We start from the raw sequence: 22,741 nt of genomic DNA on the forward strand, positions 1-22,741 counted from the left end.
GTATAATGGCGTATATAATGTACATGGAAATTTAATATTAAAATTAAATTTAATTATTATTTGGTGTTTTTTATTACTAAATAAAATTACTTATGGATATAGCCTCAAAATGAAATTAGACGACGTTGCTTCAGACTTAACCAACTAATTTGTAATTAACGACTATTTGCACCAGTTATTTGATGCAGTAAATGTAATTTCTGTTCAAGGTTATGACAATGAGCGTCGTGTTATTTATTGGAATGAAGGCAGTGTGCGACTTTACGGATACACCAAAGAAGAGGCCATAGGGCAAAAAATAGAAGACCTTATAATTCCAGAATCAATGTGTGAATTTGTAATTGACGCACACAGTGATTGGGTAGAAAAAGACATAGAAATTCCAGCATCCGAAATTACCCTAAAAGGTAAAAATGGCGAAAGTGTATCTGTTTTTTCTAGCCATGTTATGTTTACAAATCAATATAATACAAAACAAATGTATTGCATTGATATTGACTTATCTGAGGTTAAAAAGGCACAAGCAGATGCATCATTTAATGAGGATATGCTAAAAACTATTTTTGAGGCAATTCCTGACTTATTTTTCTTGATGGAAAATGATGGAACTATTATTGAGTATCATGCCAGTAATGAGACCGATCTCTACACCAAGCCAAAGCAATTTATTGGTAAAAAAATGGGTGATGTACTCCCGCGCGCTGTAGCCAAAAAATTTGAAACCTATATCAGCCTCGTATTAGAAAAAGAGCAGATGATGAGCTTTAAATATGAGCTAGCTTTACCCCATGGGCTCGTTTTTTTTGAAGCAAGAATAAATAAAATAACAGAACATAACCAGTTAATGGTTATTATTCGAGATATTACAGAACAGCATAAATCAGATGAACTAATTAGACATCAAGCGTATTACGATAGTCTAACTTTACTCCCTAATCGTTTTTTAGCACTTGATCGTTTGTCGCAATTGCTTATTGAGGTACAAAGAAATAACGAGAAAGCTGCGGTACTGTTTTTGGATTTAGATGACTTTAAAAAAATAAATGATTCCTTAGGTCATGAAACAGGAGACAAACTTTTAATTGAATCAGCGCAAAGGCTACAAGAGGCACTGCGAAAAGACGACACGGTAGGGCGCCTAGGTGGGGATGAGTTTATCGTATTACTACGAGGTATAACTGATCACCATTCTGCTTTAAAAATTACTGAAAAACTGGTCAATAACTTTAGAGCCCCTTTTAAAATTGAGGGCCGAGAACACATACTTACAGCGAGTATTGGTGTAGCCATATACCCAGAAAATGGTAATACAGTAGCTGATTTATTACGAAACGCTGACACTGCAATGTATCAAGCAAAATCATATGGCCGTAATACTTATTCATTTTTTACTAAAAAAATGAATGTAATTATTCAGCGCCGACTAGTAATAGAAGAGCAGATGCGTGGCGCCCTTGAACGCAATGAATTCGAGCTATTCTACCAGCCCCAATTTGACGCCAAAAATAAACACATCATTGGTGCAGAAGCGTTATTACGTTGGCATAACCCTGTGTTAGGTAATGTAACACCTGATGAGTTTATACCTATTGCCGAAAATACAGGATTAATTGTACCTATTGGCAAGTTTGTAATTAGCCAAGCTTTACACTTTTTAAACACATGGCAAAGTACCTGTAAACGCCAACAAAAATATACAATGGCTGTTAACTTATCTCCTCGCCAATTTAGAGACGTAGGACTACTCAGTTTTATTCAAAACTCATTGAGTGAAGCAAACGTAAATCCCGAAAGTTTAGAGCTTGAAATAACTGAGGGAGTATTGATGAGTTGCCACACAAATGTTGTTGATATACTGACCGAAATTACAGCGTTAGGCATTAACTTATCAATGGATGACTTTGGTACAGGTTATTCATCATTAAGTTATTTGAGGGAGTATCCGTTTAATGTACTTAAAATAGATAGAAGTTTTATTGACGGTATTGTACTAAACAATGAAGATTGTAATCTCGTAAAGGCAATTATTGCCATGTCGCACAGTTTAGGGCTGACAGTGGTAGCCGAAGGCGTAGAAACAAAAGAGCAGCATACTTTGTTGAACAAATTAGACTGTGATTTTATGCAAGGCTTCTATTTTAGTAGACCCATACCAGCAAAACAGTTTCTTGATTTTTCGATGAATTTTGATAAAAAGTAAGATCAAACACTCGATTGTAACAATTCATTGCACGGCTATTGACCTCATTAGCTACTGACGAGTAACCTGTTATAGAAACAAATAAAAAGGATTCTATAATGCGTTTAAAACCTCTTGTAGCTACATTAGCAGCCACATTTTCTTTATCACTTTCAAGTAGTGCCATAGCCGACGAAGGCATGTGGCAACCACACCAACTTCCAGAGTTAGAATCAATTTTAAAAGCCAAAGGGCTTGAAATTGATGTTGAATCTATTTCTAAATTAACCGAATTCCCAATGAATGCGGTAATTAGCCTAGGTGGCTGTACAGCATCGTTTGTATCGCCTAAGGGTTTAGTTGTGTCAAACCATCACTGTGTTTATGGCTCGGTGCAATACAATTCAACACCTGAAAACAACATATTAGAAAATGGCTTTTTAGCTAAAAGCCCTGCTGAGGACTTACCAGCAGCGCCGGGTTCACGCGTATACGTCACAGAAACAGTTACTAATGTGACTGACAAAGTTAGTAAAGGTATTGAAGAACTAAGCGGTAAAGCACGCTACGACGCAATAGTAAAAAACGAAAAAGCGCTAGTAGCCCAGTGTGAAGCCGACGAAAGCTACCGTTGTAATGTGTATTCGTTTCATGGTGGTTTAGAGTTTTACCTAATTAAGTCACTTGAAATTAAAGACGTACGTTTATCTTACGCACCAGCTATGGGCGTAGGTAAATACGGTGGCGATATAGATAACTGGATGTGGCCGCGCCACACAGGCGACTTTGGTTTTTACCGCGCTTATGTAGGCAAAGATGGAAAACCAGCTGAGTACAGCGAAGACAACGTACCTTACGTACCAGACTCTTACCTAAAAGTAAGTGCCAAAGGCGTGCAAGAAGGCGACTTTGTAATGGTTACAGGCTACCCAGGGCGTACTAACCGCTACCGCATTGCAACAGAGGTAGATAACGTATTTAACGACAGCTACCCTAAAGCACGCGTTCATAACTCAAAATACGTGTCGCTTATTGAAGAAAACTCAGAAGACGGCAGTAAAGCGCGTATTGCTTACGAAAGCACCATTGCAGGTTATAACAACTATATTAAAAACTATGGTTCGATGATCGAAAGCTTCAAAAAAGGCACTATGCTTGAGCGAAAAAAACAGTTTGAGCAAGAGTTAACACAATGGATCAATAGCGATGGTGAGCGTAAAGAGCAATACGGAAGCGTATTAGGTGAGCTATCTGAGCTAATTGCACAATCACAAGAGCACAGTGAACGCGACCGAATGTTAGGTTATGTACATCGCTCACAGATGATCAGCACAGCACGACGTTTATACCGCCTAGCTTACGAAAAACAAAAGCCAAATAGCGAACGTGAATCTGGTTATCAAGAACGTGACTTACCTCGCATTAAAGCAGGGCTTGAGCGCATGACGCGCCGTTATGATAGCAAAGTAGACAAAGCTATTTTACTGCACTTTTTAGAGCTGTATGCAGCACTTCCAAAAGAAGAGCGCTTTAGCGAGGTTGATAACGTATTTAAAGTACAAAATGGGTTTGATAAAGCAACCCAAAGCGCGTTACTTGATAGCATGTATGAACAGTCAAGACTCGATAATGCCACTGTTCGCAATTCATTATTTGAACAATCGTTTAGCCAGCTAAATCAAAGCCAAGACCCATTTGTGCATTACGCTAAAGCAATATTTAAAGTAATGAAAGCACAGGAAGATAAATCAAAAGCACTTGCAGGTAAATTACAAGCAGCTCGCCCAGAGCTAATGAGCGCAATAATTGCGTTTAACAAAGCTAAAAACAAACCTGTATACGCCGATGCCAATAGCACATTACGAGTAACCTATGGCACCGTAGGTGGCTACTCACCTCAAGATGGCTTGGTAGCAACACCTTTTACCTCGCTTGAAGGGTTACTAGCTAAAAACACCGATGTTGACCCATTTAATGCACCTAAAAAGTTACAAGAGCAAATTAAAGCTAAGCTTTATGGTGATTACACGGGTGGCATGAATACAGTACCCGTTAACTTCTTATCAAATGTAGACACTACCGGTGGTAACTCAGGTTCGCCAACACTTAACGGTAAAGCAGAGCTTGTTGGTTTACTGTTTGACGGTGTTTACGAAAGTATTATTGGTGACTGGGATTACAACCCTGAGCTTAATCGCTCAATCCACGTTGATTCACGCTACATGCTTTGGGTAATGGATAAAGTAGATAATGCACAAAACTTGTTAGACGAAATGACAATCGTAAAATAAGTAATTAGTGAGATAACAGAAGGGCGCTTACTGTAAAGGAAGCGCCTTTTTTATTAATCATAATGGGTTACGGTTTGTATACGTCAGTAGCTGTACTAGCTCAGACTTGATCTGACAGTTACCCGTTTTTTAATCGGTGACTGTCAGTCTAGATTTGAGCTAAATTTTTCTCAGCCCAGATCAATTTTCCATCTAATAAAGTTTCTAATGGCGTTCTGCCACAGCATATTTTTCCTTGATGAGTTCGGTCATTATTGTAATAAATCATCTATTCGTCCAGATCCTTTTGCAATTCCTCTAATGAGCTATATAGCTTTTTACGGAATGTAACTTGATAGAATTCATTGAGTATCGTTTTATGGAAGCGTTCGCAGATACCATTTGTTTGCGGTGACATAGCTTTGGTTTTTGTATGATCGATATCATTAATAGCCAGATATAACTGGTAATCATGATGTTCGACTTTGCCACAATATTCAGTGCCTCTATCGGTTAGAATACGTAGCATAGGAAGCTCGTACTGTTCGAAGTACGACAGTACTTTGTCGTTGAGTATGTCAGCCGCAGTAATTGGCGTTTTCGTGGTGTAGAGCTTAGCGAACGCTACTTTTCTGTATGTATCAACGAAGGTTTGTTGGTAGATACGCCCAACGCCTTTGAGATTACCGACGTAAAATGTATCTTGAGAGCCTAAATAACCTGGGTGAGCCGTTTCAGTTTCACCACACGCTTCGTCATCATGTTTTTTCTTTTCAAGCGCAGCTACTTGAGCGTCGGTGAGAATAATACCTTCGTTAGCCACTTTATTTTCTAGCGCCTTGAGACGCTTTTTAAAGTTCTCTAGGTCATGACGTAGCCATATTGAACGAACACCGCTGCCAGAAACGAATACGCCTTGTTTTCTGAGTTCATTACTCGTTCGGTGTTGGCCGTGAGCTGGATAATCGACAGCGTATTTAATAACGGCTTGTTCAGTTGCTTCATCAACTCTATTTTTTAAGTTTGGCGCCCTACGACTTTTATCAATTAACGCATCAAGTCCACCGTCTTCGATTAATTCTTGATAACGATAAAATGTATCACGGGATACTCCCATCACTTTGCAGGCTCTTGATGCGTTGCCAAGTTCTTCTGCAAGATTAAGTAAACCCGCTTTGTGTTTAATAATTGGATTGTTAGTATGTAGCATGAGAGTTACCTCTTATATGTTTTGATTTAAAGATTCGACACCTTTTATCAAAACGGGTAACTCTCACTTTTGCAAGTTGATGTGTCAGATCTTGTCTGAACTAATACAGCTAAGTGCCATAAGCGGTCATTGGTAGCCACTGTTTTAGTTACGTTTCAGCAACTTACTATGTATTTGGTATTAAACTTGAAAATGTACGTTTGTAAATTTCAGGCCATTCATTAAAATCTAGCCCCCAGATCTCTTTAGCTTCTATAAACTCAGATTCTAATTCTACTTTTTCACCTGCGACTAAATAATCTTCATAAAGTTGATAATAAGAAGCTGCTTTAGTTGAGAACTTTAATTTGTCAAAATTTACTTTCTCACGCTTAGCGCACAATTCTAATTTATTATATATTTTGTAGAGGCTTAAGCTTATAAACGCATGCTGTATTTCTTTACATTTATGCGAAAAATTGCGTTCACTTGCGCGACTTACCAAAGGAATTAAAACTATTTCACAATAATTTTCTAATTCACCATATCGGCCTGCTTTTTGGTAATAAGGGATAATTTTGATTATATCAGCTTCTGACATTTCATAGTCTTCATACAACTCATTCAACAAGAGAATCGCTTCATCATACTTCTTTGACTTAGCCAAAGAAGTTGCATTCTTTACTTGCTTATAAATATCCATTTACACTCCATTGTTAAAAGCGCATAACGCCCTAACAGGCGAAAAATACTTGGCTAAAATCAGCGACGAAGGAGCAAAAGCCAACTGTTATTAGCCCTTTTGAGTAATTTGTTATATATCTTTTACACCTGATACCTTCGTTATAAAAATACCAAGCTTTTCTTGTAGATCTTCATTGGTAGAAATTGACTCTTCATAAGCAGTAATATGGTCAACATCATATTCATTGACACCGTGAGCAATATTGTCGTTAATTCTCTTTGCTTCTTTTAATGCATCAATTAATTCTTTATCCATTACAGCTTTGTATACATTTAATGCATAGTCACGCTTTTCAGAGAAATCTTTATAAACACTTGGATCAGGAGCATCAATTGGGTTAGGTCTTTCATCCATATGTCTTTCTGCACACTCTTCTTGAAGGTAAAATTTAGATGCTTTAATCACTAAAGATAATGACTTACTGAGCTCGAAAAGAATTGGTTTATTTATATCCCATAATCTATCTTTTCTTTGTTGCCTTATCGAGCTGAAATGAATAACTGTTGCCATAAGAGTCGCGAAAGCAATAACTATATTTGTGGCAATTGATACATCAAACTGCACACCTGCAACTAAAATAGAAACAAATAGAATAAATCCAGCAAAAAAACCAACGATGGAACCAACTAGAAATTTAAACACCTAAACCCCGAAAGATATATTACAACTTTATCAGAGAACACTATCCCATTTTAGCGGGAAAACGTTCTTATTTTATGAACTTACATTAATAACAAACAGTTTAAGTTATTGCTAGCTATAAATATTATGCTTTCTGATATTTATACAAGCATTTAAAAAAGAGGAAGGTTTCCTCTTTTTCTTACTAAGTTAGTGACAACTCGCCTGAATAACCATTGATCGCTCCAAGCTTTACTTCGGCAAAGTATCAGTTGCAGATCTTTACACACTGTACTTATTTATATTTTTAAAAGACACTTGAGGCTGTTCTACATAGATAGCGCCACTTTATTTGACGTTTTTTTAGACTTTAAACTAGCAAATAGCGGACGTTAATTTAAATTCCACACTTCAAATAAACATATAAGTTTTATTTCAAAATATGATCTTAAATTACACCACCCTAATGATTTAAAAGTTGTTATTTTGAAGTGTACTTGAAATATACATGGGTCTAATTTTGAGTTTTTGTATTAAGCAAACTTTTGAACATGCTTTTTAGTTTATGTAAGAACGATCTCGGCGTTTGTTTTTCTAGTTCATGTATATGGCCTAAGAAATCTATAAATTCCCCTTTTTGGTATTTAAAGGGCGTTTTTTTGTCTTCATCTAATTCATGTATATGGCCTAAGAAATCTATAAATTCCCCTTTTTGGTATTTAAAGGGCGTTTTTTTGTCTTCATCTAATTGTTCCATTAACTGACTCGGTGAAATAGGAGGACAAGGTAAATCAATCGATTTACTTTGGGTCATAACACGTATGAACTTTCTATCCACCGTTAAAAAGTAATCCATACTATTTGTTTCAGCAGACCATAGATGAAAAGCATCAAGAAGTTGATTATCTGAAATACCTTTGCAAATAGTCTTAAATCTTTCGATGTTCTTCAAGTTAGTTACCATATGCGGAGGCAAACGTTTAAACGTTGGGCTATTAAAATCAGCTTTTGAAGGTTCGAAATTTAGCAATGATTTATAGAAACCTATAATCCTATCTTTTTGTAGGTGCAAACTTAAATCCGACTGTTGAAAGTAGGAACGCTCAACTGCTGATTCAACTTCCTGTATTTCTATATCCGCAAAAATAAAACCTATTTTTCTTATTGCGGATCTATGCCAACTTTCATAGCGTAGTTCAGAATAAGAATATAGTTGAATATCATTTAAACCAGCTTTTTTTGCGATAGTTGGTAGCCACTCAATTTGTTCACTTAGCCAAGACTCGGTATCGTGGGGTAGTTCTTTAGGTATATAACCTAACGACTCGGCCTTCATTTTGCTTTCATCGTCATATTTAGTAAGTTTGGCACCTTCTAGCATCTCGCTATGACTTAAAATACAGTTATCTACAAATATCCTGATTGGTGTGTTCATAAAGCTATCTCTAATTATTATTATCAACCAATATATATGAACTTAAGTTCATTGATAAACTGTCAATAGGTCTGATGAGGCTATTGTTTGATAGAGGTTTTTAAAGTTTGGGTGTGAAATGAGTCGATATCAATCAGCTTTAGTTGATTGTTAGTAATTTGGGTTGTTTAAATCTTCTTTTCTAACACGCTTCTGTCCAAAAACGAGTTTAACCGACCGTCTGCTTCTCGCTCTGAGCTGCCTTTAACTTAAATCAAATCACCTTAACACCCTTAAATATATTTCATGTACATTTTATAACCAAGAAGTGCTAGGTTAGTGGTAAATTAATTGAAGGAAATAATTATGAAATTAGAGTCATTAGCACTGCACCACGGTTACGAATCTGAGCCTACGACCAAATCGGCAGCCGTGCCTATTTATCACACTTCTTCTTATACATTTGACAACACGCAGCATGGCGCTGATTTATTCGATTTAAAAGTACCTGGAAATATTTACACCCGCATAATGAACCCAACCAATGCCGTACTTGAACAACGTATTGCTGCAATGGAAGGGGGTATTGGTGGGCTAGCCGTGGCCTCTGGGATGGCTGCTATTACGTATGCTATTCAATGTTTGTGTGAAGTCGGTACTAACATTGTCAGCACCAGCCAAGTATATGGTGGGACGTATAACTTATTTGCTCATACACTACCTAGGCAAGGTATTGAAGCACGCATGATTAAAGCCGATGACTTTACCGCGTTCGAGAATGCTATTGACGACAACACCCGCGCTGTTTTTTGTGAATCTATTGGTAATCCTGCAGGTAATATTGTTGATATTGAACGTTTAGCACGTATTGCACACGGCAAAGGTGTGCCGCTTATTGTTGATAATACCGTGGCTACGCCGTATTTATGCCGCCCATTTGAGCTGGGCGCCGATATAGTGGTTCACTCACTTACAAAGTATATAAACGGGCACGGTACTGCTATTGGCGGCATGATTGTCGACTCAGGTAAATTTGATTGGAAAGCGAATGCCACGCGCTTTGCAATGATGAACGAGCCCGATCCGTCGTATCACAATGTGGTTTATACCGAAGCTTTTGCTGAAGCTGCATTTATTGCACGTTGTAGAGTAGTGCCACTTAGAAATACTGGCGCAGCGCTTGCGCCTAAAAACGCATCTGACATTTTAATTGGCCTTGAAACCTTAGGCTTAAGAATGGATCGCCACTGCGAGAATGCACAGCAGCTAGCTGAGTATTTAGAAAATCATCCAAAAGTGCTTTGGGTTAATTACGCAGGGCTTAAATCAAGCCCGTATAACGAAATGAGCCAAAAAATTACCAGTGGTCAAGCATCGGGTATTTTAAGCTTTGGTATTGCTGGTGGCCTAGAAGCGGGTACTCGTTTTATTGATGCGCTAAACATGATCTTACGCTTAGTTAATATTGGCGATGCCAAGTCGCTTGCGTGCCATCCTGCGTCAACTACACACCGCCAATTAAATGATGAAGAGCTTGCTAATGCGGGTGTAAGTCGCGATTTAATCCGTTTGTCAGTTGGTATTGAAAACATTGCTGACATAATTGCCGATGTAAGCCAAGCGCTCGATAAAGCATAGTTACCTCACTACCTTTCATAAAAAACTTTAAAGCATAAAAAGCGTTAGTTGAAAATAAACTATCGTTTTTTATGTTTTTCTAAAACCAATTAACAAGTATACACCCTTATTTTATATACCTTTTTTATAAAACCTCCCTAAGACTTTTATATTTCTATCGTTTGTTTTTCATTCACATGTCAATTTTGTATTGACACTAAGATTAGTTACTACTACATTTGTAACAGTGTCACTACAAATGTAGTAATAGGAGCGACAATGAAACTTAGTGATTTTGAAATGGATATTATGCAGCTGCTCTGGCAGGAAGAACCCTGTACCGCGAGTCAACTACATAAAGTGCTTTTAGCTGATAAGCAAAAAGATAAAAAAGTAGCCTATACAACAGTTAAAACTATTGTAGATAGGTTAGAACACAAAGGAGCGATTGAGCGTTGTGGACATGAAGGACGAGCTATTATTTTTAGAACAATCGTTACTCAAGACACATTATCGGAGCAAGCTATGCCTAGTTTTATGCAACGATTTTTTAAAGGTAATTCTCGTAGTTTAATTGCCCACTTTATCAAAGAAGAAAAGCTAAATGATGAAGATATAGAATATTTACAAACGCTTTTAAAAAATAAAAAGTTAGATTAAAGGAGAGGGTAATGACGGATTATTTACTAACTTGCACACTTATTAGCTTATGTATTTTGCTTACAGTAAAAAGGCTTAAAAATGCCCCAGCACGATTAAACTTTTACATTTTAATGATTGCCTTGGCATGTTGGTTTGTCCCTTGGCAGTACTTTTCCCAGTTACCCTTATTTGAAGGGGCAAATCGTTACACATTTAACGTGGCGCAATTGATTCCCGATGTTAAAGCACTAATACCAAATGCTGAACAAGTAGCAACTAAGGACGAATTACAAAGCGATATGGGTATATGGGACTTATTGCCATCACTTAGTAATGTTTTTATAGTTTTAGTTTTAGCTGGTTTTGGATTGTTTTCATTACGCGTGAGCCTTTATGTAAAGCTTATAAAAAACTTATACATTAACTCAAAGCCAAGTCCTGAACTTAAACACATTAACAATCAGTATCCAATTAGACTAACAACCCATACAGAGCCTGCTTTTGCTACCGGGTTAATAAAGCCTGTTATTTGGCTAGAGTCGACGATGGTAAATCGTGAAGAATTAGATTCAGTCATTCAACACGAGGTAACTCATTTACAACAAGGTGATATTTATTGGACGTGGCTTATTTGTTTTATAGAAAGCGTTTTTTGGTGGAATCCTATTTGCTTAAAGTTAACTGGTTTAGCAAAAGAGCAACTCGAACTTAGCTGTGATGAGTTGTGTATGCAAAAGCTAAAAGGTAAATACCAATTGGATTTAGCCAGTTTATTGCTACAAGAGCAAAGTGCTAAAAGCTCGCCTCACTTTTTTACCCCCCCACTTTTGAATATTGCTCATTCTAAGAGTTTTAATATTCAGAGGATCAAAATGTTAAACAAGGAAAAAACAATGAAAAGTAAATATTTGGTTATGGTTGCGGCGGCAATGTCTTTTAGTGCTTTAGCTGCAGCGCAAATTGTAGATGGTAGTTCAGATAACAAGCAGCCAAGTAATAATACGTCTCAGGCTCCTGTTAAAAGTGAAGAATATAAACAACAACTTGCACAGCTTCTAAAAAGTGCTGCTGGGGCAAAAAGTGATACCCCTGAACTGTTAAACCAAGCTGCGCAAGGCATACAACAATGGCACTTAAATAGAGATAAACTTGCTGGTTTTGAAGAAGCTGAAATTAAACTACAAAGCTTTAGGCTGCTAGATCACGTTTACTCTAAACTTGAGCAATATGAAGATATACTGAGTGCTTACGAAAAATGGTATGAGCCTGGTAGTAACCCGCCTTACTTTTTAAAAAATTCACTAGCAACCGCGTATATACAACTAGGGCGTTATGAGCTTGCTGTTTCAGAGCTTGAAGATTTATCAAAACAGCTTGAAGGGAAACTACATGTTGGCTCTGCTGATAACTTAGCACTGGCATACATTTACCTTGATGATTACGATAAAGCGTTAAAAACCCTAGAGAAGGTTGATGCAAAAGACGATGTATACGGAAATATCCTTAAATATTATGTTTATGATAAACAAAATAACCGTAAAAAGATGGATGAAATCAAAAGTAAAATCCCAGAAGCATTTGCAGTTACCCCCGCGTTATTACCACAAAGCGGCCTACCTGGTTCGCAATTGTTGAGATTGCTATAAGTTTTCAATTACGATGAGGCTCGGAGTATCTGAGCCTCTGTTTATGTTATTGGTACAAATACAGTAAAATAGGTCTAGATTATTTAAATCTCTTGGGTAATCGCTTAGCGATAACCTAAATAAAAATGGCTAAAAGTAGTGATTTTTCACAATAGTTGGTATGTTACAAGTAACATTTTATTTAATTGTGTGTGATGAAAAAAAACAAGCGTTCTTCTCTTCAAGATATTGCCGATGCGGTTGGTGTAACCAAAATGACGGTGAGTCGTTATTTACGTAATCCCGAAAAAGTATCAGAGTCTACTCGCACTAAAATTAGTGCAGCTATTGATACGCTAGGTTACATTGCAAATAAAGCCCCTGATTTACTCTCTAATGCTAAAAGCTACTCTATTGGTGTACTAGTCCCATCGTTAACGAACCACGTATTTGCTCAAGTTATAAAAGGTATTGAAGACGTAACAGGGCCTGCAGGATATCAAACAATGTTAGCCCATTATGGTTACAACCCTGAAATTGAAGAAAAACGGGTTGAGTATCTATTGTCGTATCACGTTGATGGTTTAATTTTATCAGAAACCACACACACAGACAGAACGCTAAAAATGATTGAAACGTCAGGCGTACCTGTGATTGAAATAATGGATACTCATCACTCTCCAATGCAGCAAGTGATTGGTTTTGATAACGTTAAAGCCGCTTTTGATATGACGACGGCACTTTTAAATAAAGGCTATCGCAATATTGTTTATATAGGTGCAAGGCTCGATGTACGAACACGCCTAAAATTTCAAGGTTATTCAGATGCTATGTTAGCTAAAGGTTTTACGCCTAAAAGTGTGATGACTGATCAAGCTTCATCTTATAGTTTAGGTGCTGAACTTTTACAAAAAGCGCGTACTGACTACCCAAATACTGACTGTTTGTTTTGTACTAATGATGATTTAGCAATTGGGGCTATTTTTGAATGCCAGCGAAACAACATTTTAGTGCCTAGCCAAATGGGGGTTGTGGGTTTTCATGGCCATGATATTGGCCAAGCAATGGTGCCTCAATTAGCAAGTGTGATCACCCCTCGTTATCAGATAGGTAATGTTGCGGGAAGAGAGTTGTTGAGCCGGATTAATTCAGATTTGGATGCTAGGATTAATTATAAGCAAGTAATTGATACTGGTTATATAGTTCATCTAGGTGAAAGTGTTTAAATACTCTAATTATATGAGCCTAATTACCTGTGCCTAATTACCTGAGCCTAAATAACAAAAGGCTCAGGTAATTTTTATATGTGTGATGATAACTCTACATACTGTAATTTTACAAAAACAGAGAAATAATCATAGCGACAAGTGCGCCAACAGTACCAATAATAGTTTCCATTACCGTCCACGTTTTAAGAGTTTGCATTTCGCTCAAACCGAGATAGCGACTCGCTAACCAAAATCCTGAGTCGTTTACATGGGAGAGCACAATAGAGCCCCCACCAATAGCGATAGTGACAGCGGCAAGCTGCGCTCCATCAAGGCCTAAAGGCTGAAGCATTGGAATAATTAAGCCACACGCTGTAAGCATAGCTACTGTCGCAGAGCCTTGAATAACCCGCACAGCGGCTGATAATACAAAAGCGAGTATTACAATCGGTAATCCTGAGCCAGCTAAGTAATTACCTAGTGCAGTACCTACTCCGGAATCAACTAATACTTGTTTAAATACCCCACCGGCACCAGTGACAAGAATAATAATTCCTGCAGGTTGTAAGGCACTACCACAAATTTCCATGATTCTAGCATTAGGGACACCGCGCCTTGCACCGAGCAAATAAAATGCCATTAGGCAGGCAACTAAAATTGCTGTAAATGGATGACCTATAAAGGCTAACCAATTATATAAATCAGAGTCTTTTTCAACAAAGCGGCTACCAATAGTATTTAAACTAATCATAATTAACGGCAGAGCAATTAAACCTAATGCTAATCCAAAACTAGGCGTCCCTTTACCAACTCTTTGGTTATCGTCGATTTGTTCGTGCTGTGGGAGTTCTACATGAATAGATTTAGAAATAATAGAGCCCCAAATTGGACCTCCTATAATCATTGCCGGTATGGCAGCAATAAGGCCAAATAAAATCATATAACCATAGTCAGCGCCTAATTGAGAGGCAACCAAAATCGGCCCTGGCGCAGGAATAAGAAACGCCTGACAAGACGCTATCCCAGCAAGTAGCCCAATACCAATTTTAACAACGCTGCCACCGCCTTTTCGTACCACAGCAAAAACAATACCGATTAAAAGTACAACGGCTACATCAAAAAAGAGGGGGAGGGCACAAATAAAGCCCGTAAAGGTAAGCGCCCAATTAGCGTTTTTTTCTCCAAAACGGTGTAAAAGTGTGTGGGCAATGCGATCCAGCGCGCCGGTTTCTTCCATTACTTTGCCAAACATGGCGCCTAAAGCGACCACCACCGCTACAAAGCCTAGTGTTCCGGCCATTCCTTTTTGAATTGTAGCGGCAATTATTTCTGGGCTCATTCCTGAGAATAATCCTGCAATCATAGAAACAAGGATCAAAGAGACGACAGCATGTAGTCGTACTTTCATTACTAAAAAAAGCAATAAAAATATGGAGCCTACCGCTGTTAGTATTAATGATAAATCTGACATTTTTCCCTACTTATATTCAGTGTGAATTATGATGTTTAGTGTGTGTTTAACTTCACTTTCGTATTTGTTACGCGTAACATGTTACCCGTAACTCAATATAATATATACATTGAAAATAATTAATTATTAAATTAAGGCGAGGGTAAATACATGAGTAACACAAATGTAGGTCGTATTTATATTGTAATGGGGGTTTCAAGCACAGGAAAGTCAAGTGTGGGTGATGCATTGGCAAAGCGCATTGGCGCTAAATTTATCGACGGAGACGACTTACATCCCAAGGCTAATATATTAAAAATGTCATCTGGGCAGCCTTTAAACGATGCTGATCGTGTGCCTTGGCTCGAAAGAATACGTGATGCTGCATTTAGCATTGAAAAGAAAAATGAAGTCGCGGTAATAGTCTGCTCAGCATTAAAAAAGAAATACCGAGAACAAATATGTGATGGAAATATAGGCATTACCTTTTTACATCTTTTTGGTGATTTTGAGCTGGTTAAAAGCCGTATGCAAGACAGAAAAGGGCATTTTATGCCTGTTGATTTACTCAAAAGCCAATTTGAAGCGCTAGAAGTTCCAAAAGAAGATGAGCCCAATGTTATAAATATAGATATTAATAACTCATTTGAGCAAGTAGTCGAAAGCTGTATTAGCGCAACTAAAATGAATAGCCACAACAAGTTAAAAGTTTTTAGTTAATCAATTAACTGTTACTTTTAACATTTAGGGGCTTTATTTGTTATGAGTTAGCGTCTGCTCGTGGTGTTTCTAAAATCGCTTTTTTTTCATCTTCAGATAATATTATCCAATCAAAAATTTCTTCGTTAGTACGCCCACAACCGGTGCAGTAACCGCTGCGCCTTTCGCATATTCCTAGGCAATCAGTTTTAAATTTAGATTGTTTTTTGTTTTGATTTAATTGGCGCATATTAAAGTCCTAGTGGTGGTGCAATTTCAAAGCGAGTAGAAAACCCGTTACCTTCTTGATTAGTAGAGAGTGTAATGACTGGGGTTTTAGTATCAAGTACAAAGGTGCTGTAAATTGAACTTGCTGTTTCTTTTTGGCTTTCCAACCAACCTGTTTTGGTTAAGCATTGGCGTAATTGCTTAGCCAGTTTTTGATGAGACTTTATTGTTTGCGTTTGTGTTTTAACAGGTGTTTGGCATTGGTAGCTTGCTTGCTCTGACTTATTTAAAGTAACCGTACAGTTTGCTCCAATCATATGAGCACTAGTACGCCATTGATTAGTAAACTGGTTATTTACTTTATCTGTTTTGATTGAATTAAAACCAGACTCATAACTGCTTATAAGGTTATTTATGGTGCTGCATTCATCGGGTGTTACTGTGGTTTTTACAGACTGATTCGTTGTAGTAGTAGTGGTTGTTGTAGTTGTAGTCTGATTAGTTTTGCTGGTACAGCCCGCTAAAATAAACGCGACAATAGAAGGAATAATATAGTTTTTCATAGTTCACAGTAACCGAGTAATTTAGCCACGCACTATATCACACGTGATTTACTGTAAAAATAAAAAGGCCCATATAAATATGAGCCTCTTTGTTAGTCACAACTAATGCTATTTATGGCGACCTTGCAAGCATTTAACTACATCTTCAAGGGCTAAGCCTTGGCGTTGTAGTAATACAGTCAGGTGATAAATTAAATCAGCAGATTCGTTTGTTAGCTCATCGTTATCGTGTTTCATAGCGGCAAGGGCAACTTCTACGCCTTCTTCACCTACTTTTTGACAACTACGGCTTAAGTCTTTTGCAAATAATGACGCTGTGTAGCTTTTTTCAGGGTCGTCATTTTTACGCGCAACAATCACATCTTCTAACTGTGCTAAAAAGCTTAAACTTGGTTTTGCTTCATCACCAAAACAGCTTTGTGTACCTAAGTGACACGTTGGGCCTTCTGGGTTGGCAAGTACTAAAATTGAATCGTAGTCACAATCTGTATGCACAGATACTACGTTTAAGTAGTTTTCTGATGACTCGCCTTTAGTCCATAAACGCGATTTTGAACGCGAGTAAAACGTTACCTTATTGGTATCAAGCGTAACAGCGAGTGCTTCGCTGTTCATAAAGCCTTGCATTAAAATAACACCAGAGCGGGCATCTTGAATAATCGCAGGGATCATATCACTTTTAGCGAAATCGACCTGAGCTTGGTTTTGTTGTGTTACTTGCATAATCTTGCTGCCACTTGGTTATCTGTTAAAAATTGTTTTAGTTCGCCAATGTTAATCACATTTTTATGAAAAACGCTGGCAGCTAATGCACCATCTACTTTGCTTTGTTTAAATACATCAACAAAATCTTGCATACTACCCGCACCGCCAGAGGCGATTAAAGGAATGTCACACAGCTCGCGAATTTTACTTAGTTGCTCGTTGTCGTAACCGTTACGAACGCCATCTTGGTTCATACAGTTTAATACAATTTCGCCTGCGCCTAGGTCTTGTACGCGTTTAACCCATTCTTGTGTTTTATAGCGCGTACGGCTTGATGCATTAGGATCGCCGGTTAATTGGTAAACTAAATACTCGCCGGTAATTTCATCAAAAAAGCTGTCAATGCCGACTACAACACATTGCTTACCAAACTCATCGTGTAATTCTTTAATAAGTTCAGGACGCGCAATAGCAGGGCTGTTAATGCTTATTTTGTCTGCGCCGCGCTCAAGTACCCGCGCTGCATCAGCCACTGATTTAATACCGCCCGCTACACAAAATGGAATATCGATATTACGTGCAATGCTCTCTACCCAGTTTACATCAAGTAGGCGTTTTTCAACGCTTGCACTGATTTCGTAAAAAACCAGTTCATCGGCGCCAGCTTCGCTGTAGGCTTTAGCCATTGTTAAAATATCGCCAACTATTTCATGGCCTTTAAACTTTACGCCTTTAACTACTTGACCGTCTTTAACGTCTAAACACGGGATTATGCGTTTTGATAACATGCCAGTGCCTCCTCAACGCTAAATGCGCCATCAAGCAATGATTTACCTAAAATAACGCCGCCCACACCAAGCTCTTTAAGCTTTTTAATGTCATCTAGTGAGCTTACGCCACCTGAGGCTTGCACTTTAATTGTGCTGTTATGGCGAGTTAAATCTTCGTAAAGCTCAAACGATGGACCCGTCATGGTGCCATCTTTACTGATGTCCGTGCATAAAAAATCAATAACACCTAAGCTTACATAAAAATCTACCAGCTCAAGTAAACCAAATTCAGATTCACTTAACCAACCGTGCGTTGCTGGTGCCCAGCCCATGGCTGTTTTATTTACATCAAGAGCAATTACAAAATGCTCTGCGCCAAATTGCTCAATCCAGGCTTTTACTTGTTCGCGTTTTTCTACTGCCATTGAACCAATAACAACTTGGTTTGCACCGGCTTTTAGCCAATCACTTACATCTTGCTCTGAGCGAATACCGCCGCCCACTTGGTACGGTACGTTAAGTGCTTTGGTTGCAGCTTGAATATGTTTCCACTGTTTTTTACTTGGATCGCGTGCACCTTCTAAATCCACAAGATGTAGTTTACCTGCGCCACTGTCGGCGTATTCTTTTAAACGCGCGCCAAGTTCGAAAGGGTAAAACTGTGCTGTGTCGTATTTACCTTGGTACAAGCGCACAATTTGATTTTGTAATACGTCTAATGCTGGAATAATCACAAATAATCTCTTTTTTGTTAGTTAATGGGCAGCTTACAACTGCCAATCAACAAAATTTTGTAATAAACGTGCGCCAACTTTTGCGCTGCGCTCTGGGTGAAATTGCATGCCTGCGTAGTTGTCTTTAGCAACAATGGCTGAAAAGGTTTGACCATATTCGCCGCTCACTAGTGTGGCGTCGTTTACGGTGTGCGCAAAGCTGTGAACAAAATACACTTGCTCATCAAGCGTTAGCCCTTTAGTTAATGCATGCTCTTTGTTAACGCTTAAGTTGTTCCAACCCATATGCGGCGACGTTAAATTGCCTACATCAAGCGCTTTTACTTGTCCTGGTATTTTACCTAGGCACTGTACGTTACCTTCTTCGGTGCTTTCGCACAGTAACTGCATACCTAAACAAATACCCATAAGCGGGCGCTGGTATTCATTTATAGCTTGTTGCCAACCGTTATCGACTAGGCGTTTCATAGCAACCGATGCATGGCCTACACCTGGCAATATAGCGCGCTCAAAACCCGCTAATTGCTCTGGTGATGTTATTACTGTTGGCGTTTGGCCTAAGCGTTCAAACGCAAAGCGTACGGAATTAATATTGGCACAACCGGTATTAATTATGGCAATCATAAACATCCCTTAGAGCTGGCTGTTTGTTGGGTCGTGTCTTGTGCTACGGCCATACGAAGAGCACGTGAAAACGCTTTAAATAAGCCTTCTACTTGGTGATGACAGTTACCGTCGCTTACCGATAAAATAAGGCTAATAGCGGCGTTATCACTTAAGCTTTTGAAAAAGTGCTCAACCATTTGTACGTCTAAATCGCCAGCTTTTTCGCGACTAAAGTTAGCGTTTAATACAAATGATGCACGGCCCGATAAATCAATTTGTGCTTCGGCTTTACACTCGTCCATAGGAAGCGCAAAACCATAGCGTGCAATTTGCGATTTGGTGCCAAGCGCTTGTTTAAGTGCAACACCAAGAGCAATACCAATGTCTTCAACAAGGTGGTGCTCATCTATGTGTAAATCGCCTTTGGCTTTAATGTTTAAACCAATGTTTGCGTGGGTGCGAATTTGATCTAGCATGTGATCAAAAAAGCCAAGTCCGGTGTCTATGCTGCCATTTTTAGTTTGATCTAAGTTTATGGCTACATCAATTTGGGTTTCTTTAGTGTTGCGTGTAACACGACCTTCGCGGTTTGCGGTAGTCAATTTTGTCACTATCGCACTCCAATCGCCGTCGTATAAAATACCTTCACAACATAAGTTTTGAGCAAGGCCAATATCGGTCTGGCGATCGCCAATAACAAAAGAGCGCGCTAAGTCTACTTTGCCAGAGCGCATAAGCTCGGTAAGTAAGCCCGTTTTAGGTTTACGGCAATCACAGTTTTGCTCATCAAAGTGTGGGCAAATTAATACTTCGTCAAAGCTAATGCCTTGGCTTTGCATTATGTCCATCATTTTGTCTTGTGCTATGTCAAAATCAGCAGTAGGAAAGCTATCCGTGCCTAAACCATCTTGGTTAGACACCATTACTAAACGGTAACCTGAGGCTTGTAATTGTAATAACGCAGGAATAACACCAGGTAAAAATGCTAGCTTTTCAAGGCTATCTACCTGTTTGTCGGTAATTGGCTCTTCAATAATAGTGCCGTCGCGGTCTATAAATAAATAGGGGTTACTCATGATACTTCGTTTCCTGCTAAAGATGCTGCGGTAGCCGGCGTTTGTAAGCCATCTAACCAAATTTTTACTTGTTCAAGTTCTTGTTCACTGCCAATTGAAATTCGTAGCCAGTCGTCTTCACCGTATAGTGTAAAAGCGCGCATAACCAAACCTTGCTCAAGTGCAATTTTAAAGTAGTTTTTGTCGGCTAATTTTAAAGTAACAAAGTTACCTTCACCAGTGAGAATTTTTAATGCAGCAGGGGAGGCGTTTAGCCAATCTACCAACTTAGCTTTTAAGCTATTTAGAATAGTAACTTGGCGGCGCATTGATGTAATTGCATCGGGTGCAATTGCTTGCGCTGCAATACTTGCTACAACACCTGATACCGGATACGGCGCAATGACTTTACGAATTGGCGCTAGTACGCTCACTTGTGCAAGCGTAAAGCCTGTTCTGAGCCCTGCTAGCGCAAAGGCTTTAGAAAGCGTACGCAAAACCACTACATTACTAAACTCATTAATAAGTTTAGTCGCGCTTTGCTCTGGGCAAAACTCTATATAGGCTTCGTCAACAATAACTAATGCTTTACCTGCAAGTGCTGTTGCAATCGCTTTTACTTTATCAAGTGGCGTTAAGCTGCCAGTTGGATTATTTGGGTTACAAATAAATACCAGCTTTGAGCTGCCAACAGCTGCAACTATTTCATCAACACTGCCACTTAATAATAATTCTTGTGTAAGCGCGTTAATACTAACGTTGTGTGTATCGGCGGTAACTTTGTACATACCGTAAGTTGGTAAAAATAGCGCAATACTATCTTTAGCTGGCTCACAGTATGTGCGCACTAAAAGCTCAATGCCTTCATCTGCGCCGCGCGTCATTAATACATTTTCGCTTTCAAGATCTGTATAAGCTGCGTACCTGTCAATAACCAGTTGCGGTTGTGGGTCGGGGTAGCGATTTAAATCCTCAATACTCAGTTCAAGATTTTTAGCATACGGGCTTTCGTTAGCATTTAGCCACGTAGTACCGGTTAGCTTTTCACTTTTTGCAGAGCTGTATGCAGCAAGGGCTGCAATATTCTTAGGTAATAAGCTAGACGCTTGTGCGCTCTCATTGCTCATTTTTAATTGCCTCTAAACGAATTGAAACCGCATTAGCGTGGGCATCAAGGCCTTCTGCATCTGCAAGTGGTAAAATTGCTTTTGAAAGCTGCGTTAAACCACTTTTAGTAATTGTTTGCACTGTGTATGTACGGAAAAAATCAAGCAAGTTTAAACTCGAGTAAGTTGCACTGTAACCATATGTTGGTAACACGTGGTTAGTACCCGATGCGTAATCGCCTGCAGATTCTGGTGTGTAGTCACCTACAAATACTGAGCCTGCATTTTTAACTTTATCTAGGTAAGGTGTTGCATCGCCTAGTTGTAAAATTAAGTGCTCTGGGCCGTATTGCGCCGATACGTCAAATGCTTGTTTAACTGAATCAACTAAAATAAGTGAAGAATTAGCGAGCGCTTGCTCGGCTGTTTCTTTGCGGCTCAAATTAGCTAATTGGCTTGTAAGTGCCTGCTGAGTTTGTTCTATAATACTTTCGCTGTTACATAGTAAAATAACTTGCGAGTCAGCGCCGTGCTCTGCTTGTGAGAGTAAATCGGCGGCTATAAATTCTGGGTTTGCACGTTCATCTGCAATAACTAATACTTCAGAAGGACCTGCTGGCATATCAATTGCCATACCTGGGATAGTTTGCGCAACGAGCTGTTTAGCCATTGTTACGAAGCTATTACCTGGGCCAAAAATTTTGTTTACTTTAGGAACTGATTCAGTGCCATAAGCCATTGCTGCAATTGCGCCTGCGCCACCACTTTCTATCAAAGTAGTAATGCCACATAACTTAGCTGCATATAAAATAGCAGGGTTAATTGCTTTATCACCTTGTACCGGCGTAGCAAGTACAACGGTTTTAGCGCCGCTTAACTGTGCTAATACACCTTGCATAATAACCGACGATGGCAGCGGAGCACTGCCACCGGGTACATAAATACCGACTGCTTCGATGGCTTGATATTTCAGTTCACATACAACGCCTGGTTGGGTTGATAATTTAATATCTTTTGGCAACTGCGCTTCGTGAAAACGTTTAACATTTGCATAAGCGGTGTCAATTGCGTATTTAAGCTCAGCACTTAGTGCTTGCTCAGATGCGTTAATTTCATCTAGCGGTACGCGCAAACGTGGGTTAGCTCTATTATCAAACTCTTTGGCCATGCTAAGTAAGGCCTCATCGCCTTGCTCTTTTACATTACCTAAAATAGTTTTGCATATTGCTTCAACCTTTGCGCTTACAGAAACTGCAGGGCGCATTAGCGCCGCTGCTTGTACTTGTGAAGATTCCTCATTCCAACGAAGCATGGT

20 protein-coding genes and 1 pseudogene are annotated in these 22,741 nt (G+C 38.8%); 7 read left to right on the forward strand and 14 right to left on the reverse strand.

Going from position 1 to position 22,741, the window contains the following annotated elements; all coding sequences use genetic code 11:
• Nucleotides 1-154 precede the first annotated feature (154 nt).
• Together H5092_RS05000 and H5092_RS05005 are read left to right on the forward strand one after the other, a co-directional pair.
• Nucleotides 155-2,200 (forward strand): EAL domain-containing protein, encoded by a 2,046-nt coding sequence (locus H5092_RS05000; RefSeq protein WP_310736005.1) that lies wholly within the window; start codon nucleotides 155-157, stop codon nucleotides 2,198-2,200.
• Nucleotides 2,201-2,298: 98 nt separating this feature from the next.
• On the forward strand, nucleotides 2,299-4,470 hold the full coding sequence (locus tag H5092_RS05005; protein ID WP_182733009.1) for a S46 family peptidase: 2,172 nt from the start codon (nucleotides 2,299-2,301) through the stop codon (nucleotides 4,468-4,470).
• Nucleotides 4,471-4,618: 148 nt separating this feature from the next.
• Here the strand turns inward: H5092_RS05005 and H5092_RS05010 are convergent.
• From H5092_RS05010 to H5092_RS05025, 4 genes and pseudogenes are all read right to left on the reverse strand, one after another.
• Nucleotides 4,619-5,659: pseudogene (locus H5092_RS05010) on the reverse strand (IS481 family transposase).
• Between the two features lie 166 nt (nucleotides 5,660-5,825).
• Entirely contained in the window at nucleotides 5,826-6,341 is a 516-nt protein-coding gene (locus H5092_RS05015) for a hypothetical protein (RefSeq protein ID WP_182733010.1), read from the reverse strand.
• Nucleotides 6,342-6,452: 111 nt separating this feature from the next.
• Nucleotides 6,453-7,025 carry a sulfite exporter TauE/SafE family protein gene (locus tag H5092_RS05020; protein ID WP_182733011.1) on the reverse strand — a complete coding sequence of 191 codons (573 nt, stop codon included), beginning with the start codon at nucleotides 7,023-7,025 and terminating at the stop codon, nucleotides 6,453-6,455.
• A 493-nt stretch (nucleotides 7,026-7,518) separates the two neighbouring features.
• The gene (locus H5092_RS05025; RefSeq protein WP_182733012.1) at nucleotides 7,519-8,439 is read right to left on the reverse strand and encodes a hypothetical protein; all 921 of its coding nucleotides are present in this window, start codon (nucleotides 8,437-8,439) and stop codon (nucleotides 7,519-7,521) included.
• 345 nt (nucleotides 8,440-8,784) lie between these two features.
• Here H5092_RS05025 and H5092_RS05030 point away from each other — a divergent pair, with 345 nt between their 5' ends.
• The 4 genes from H5092_RS05030 to gntR all read left to right on the forward strand — a co-directional run bounded on the left by H5092_RS05030 (nucleotide 8,785) and on the right by gntR (nucleotide 13,528).
• Nucleotides 8,785-10,056 (forward strand): O-acetylhomoserine aminocarboxypropyltransferase/cysteine synthase family protein, encoded by a 1,272-nt coding sequence (locus H5092_RS05030; RefSeq protein ID WP_182733013.1) that lies wholly within the window; start codon nucleotides 8,785-8,787, stop codon nucleotides 10,054-10,056.
• 258 nt (nucleotides 10,057-10,314) lie between these two features.
• Nucleotides 10,315-10,695, forward strand: a complete 381-nt coding sequence (locus tag H5092_RS05035; RefSeq protein ID WP_182692377.1) for a BlaI/MecI/CopY family transcriptional regulator — start codon at nucleotides 10,315-10,317, stop codon at nucleotides 10,693-10,695.
• A gap of 11 nt (nucleotides 10,696-10,706) precedes the next feature.
• Nucleotides 10,707-12,323 (forward strand): M56 family metallopeptidase, encoded by a 1,617-nt coding sequence (locus H5092_RS05040; RefSeq protein ID WP_182733014.1) that lies wholly within the window; start codon nucleotides 10,707-10,709, stop codon nucleotides 12,321-12,323.
• A gap of 194 nt (nucleotides 12,324-12,517) precedes the next feature.
• Entirely contained in the window at nucleotides 12,518-13,528 is a 1,011-nt protein-coding gene (gntR, locus tag H5092_RS05045) for a gluconate operon transcriptional repressor GntR (protein ID WP_182733015.1), read from the forward strand.
• 109 nt (nucleotides 13,529-13,637) lie between these two features.
• On the opposite strand, the gene gntU is transcribed toward gntR, so the two are convergent.
• Nucleotides 13,638-14,981 (reverse strand): gluconate transporter, encoded by a 1,344-nt coding sequence (gntU, locus tag H5092_RS05050; RefSeq protein ID WP_004586388.1) that lies wholly within the window; start codon nucleotides 14,979-14,981, stop codon nucleotides 13,638-13,640.
• Between the two features lie 150 nt (nucleotides 14,982-15,131).
• Between gntU and H5092_RS05055 the strand changes: the two genes are divergently transcribed.
• On the forward strand, nucleotides 15,132-15,680 hold the full coding sequence (locus H5092_RS05055; RefSeq protein WP_182733016.1) for a gluconokinase: 549 nt from the start codon (nucleotides 15,132-15,134) through the stop codon (nucleotides 15,678-15,680).
• Between the two features lie 40 nt (nucleotides 15,681-15,720).
• Here the strand turns inward: H5092_RS05055 and H5092_RS05060 are convergent, their stop codons facing one another.
• From H5092_RS05060 to hisD, 9 genes are all read right to left on the reverse strand, one after another.
• Nucleotides 15,721-15,909, reverse strand: coding sequence for a DUF1289 domain-containing protein (locus H5092_RS05060; RefSeq protein ID WP_165723885.1), 189 nt, complete (start codon nucleotides 15,907-15,909; stop codon nucleotides 15,721-15,723).
• Nucleotide 15,910: 1 nt separating this feature from the next.
• A complete protein-coding gene (locus H5092_RS05065) occupies nucleotides 15,911-16,450 on the reverse strand; it encodes a hypothetical protein (protein WP_182733017.1) in 540 nt (179 codons plus the stop codon).
• A gap of 108 nt (nucleotides 16,451-16,558) precedes the next feature.
• Complete coding sequence (hisIE, locus tag H5092_RS05070) at nucleotides 16,559-17,173, reverse strand: bifunctional phosphoribosyl-AMP cyclohydrolase/phosphoribosyl-ATP diphosphatase HisIE (RefSeq protein ID WP_007376299.1); 615 nt, start codon at nucleotides 17,171-17,173, stop codon at nucleotides 16,559-16,561.
• Complete coding sequence (gene hisF / locus H5092_RS05075; RefSeq protein ID WP_002960269.1) at nucleotides 17,164-17,943, reverse strand: imidazole glycerol phosphate synthase subunit HisF; 780 nt, start codon at nucleotides 17,941-17,943, stop codon at nucleotides 17,164-17,166. Before hisF ends, hisIE begins: the two co-directional genes overlap by 10 nt.
• The gene (locus H5092_RS05080) at nucleotides 17,925-18,659 is read right to left on the reverse strand and encodes a 1-(5-phosphoribosyl)-5-[(5-phosphoribosylamino)methylideneamino] imidazole-4-carboxamide isomerase (protein ID WP_182733018.1); all 735 of its coding nucleotides are present in this window, start codon (nucleotides 18,657-18,659) and stop codon (nucleotides 17,925-17,927) included. Before H5092_RS05080 ends, hisF begins: the two co-directional genes overlap by 19 nt.
• Before the next feature lie 33 nt (nucleotides 18,660-18,692).
• Nucleotides 18,693-19,283: an imidazole glycerol phosphate synthase subunit HisH gene (hisH, locus tag H5092_RS05085; RefSeq protein ID WP_002960265.1), complete on the reverse strand. Its 591-nt coding sequence runs from the start codon at nucleotides 19,281-19,283 to the stop codon at nucleotides 18,693-18,695.
• Nucleotides 19,280-20,341, reverse strand: coding sequence for a bifunctional histidinol-phosphatase/imidazoleglycerol-phosphate dehydratase HisB (gene hisB, locus H5092_RS05090; protein WP_182720314.1), 1,062 nt, complete (start codon nucleotides 20,339-20,341; stop codon nucleotides 19,280-19,282). The genes hisH and hisB overlap by 4 nt, the downstream gene beginning before the upstream one ends.
• Nucleotides 20,338-21,447, reverse strand: a complete 1,110-nt coding sequence (gene hisC, locus H5092_RS05095) for a histidinol-phosphate transaminase (RefSeq protein WP_182720315.1) — start codon at nucleotides 21,445-21,447, stop codon at nucleotides 20,338-20,340. The genes hisB and hisC overlap by 4 nt, the downstream gene beginning before the upstream one ends.
• Entirely contained in the window at nucleotides 21,437-22,738 is a 1,302-nt protein-coding gene (gene hisD, locus H5092_RS05100) for a histidinol dehydrogenase (protein ID WP_182733019.1), read from the reverse strand. The genes hisC and hisD overlap by 11 nt, the downstream gene beginning before the upstream one ends.
• Nucleotides 22,739-22,741 lie beyond the last annotated feature (3 nt).

The sequence above is a fragment of the Pseudoalteromonas sp. SR41-7 genome (assembly GCF_014163935.1).
GTDB classification, from domain to species: Bacteria; Pseudomonadota; Gammaproteobacteria; order Enterobacterales; family Alteromonadaceae; genus Pseudoalteromonas; species Pseudoalteromonas distincta.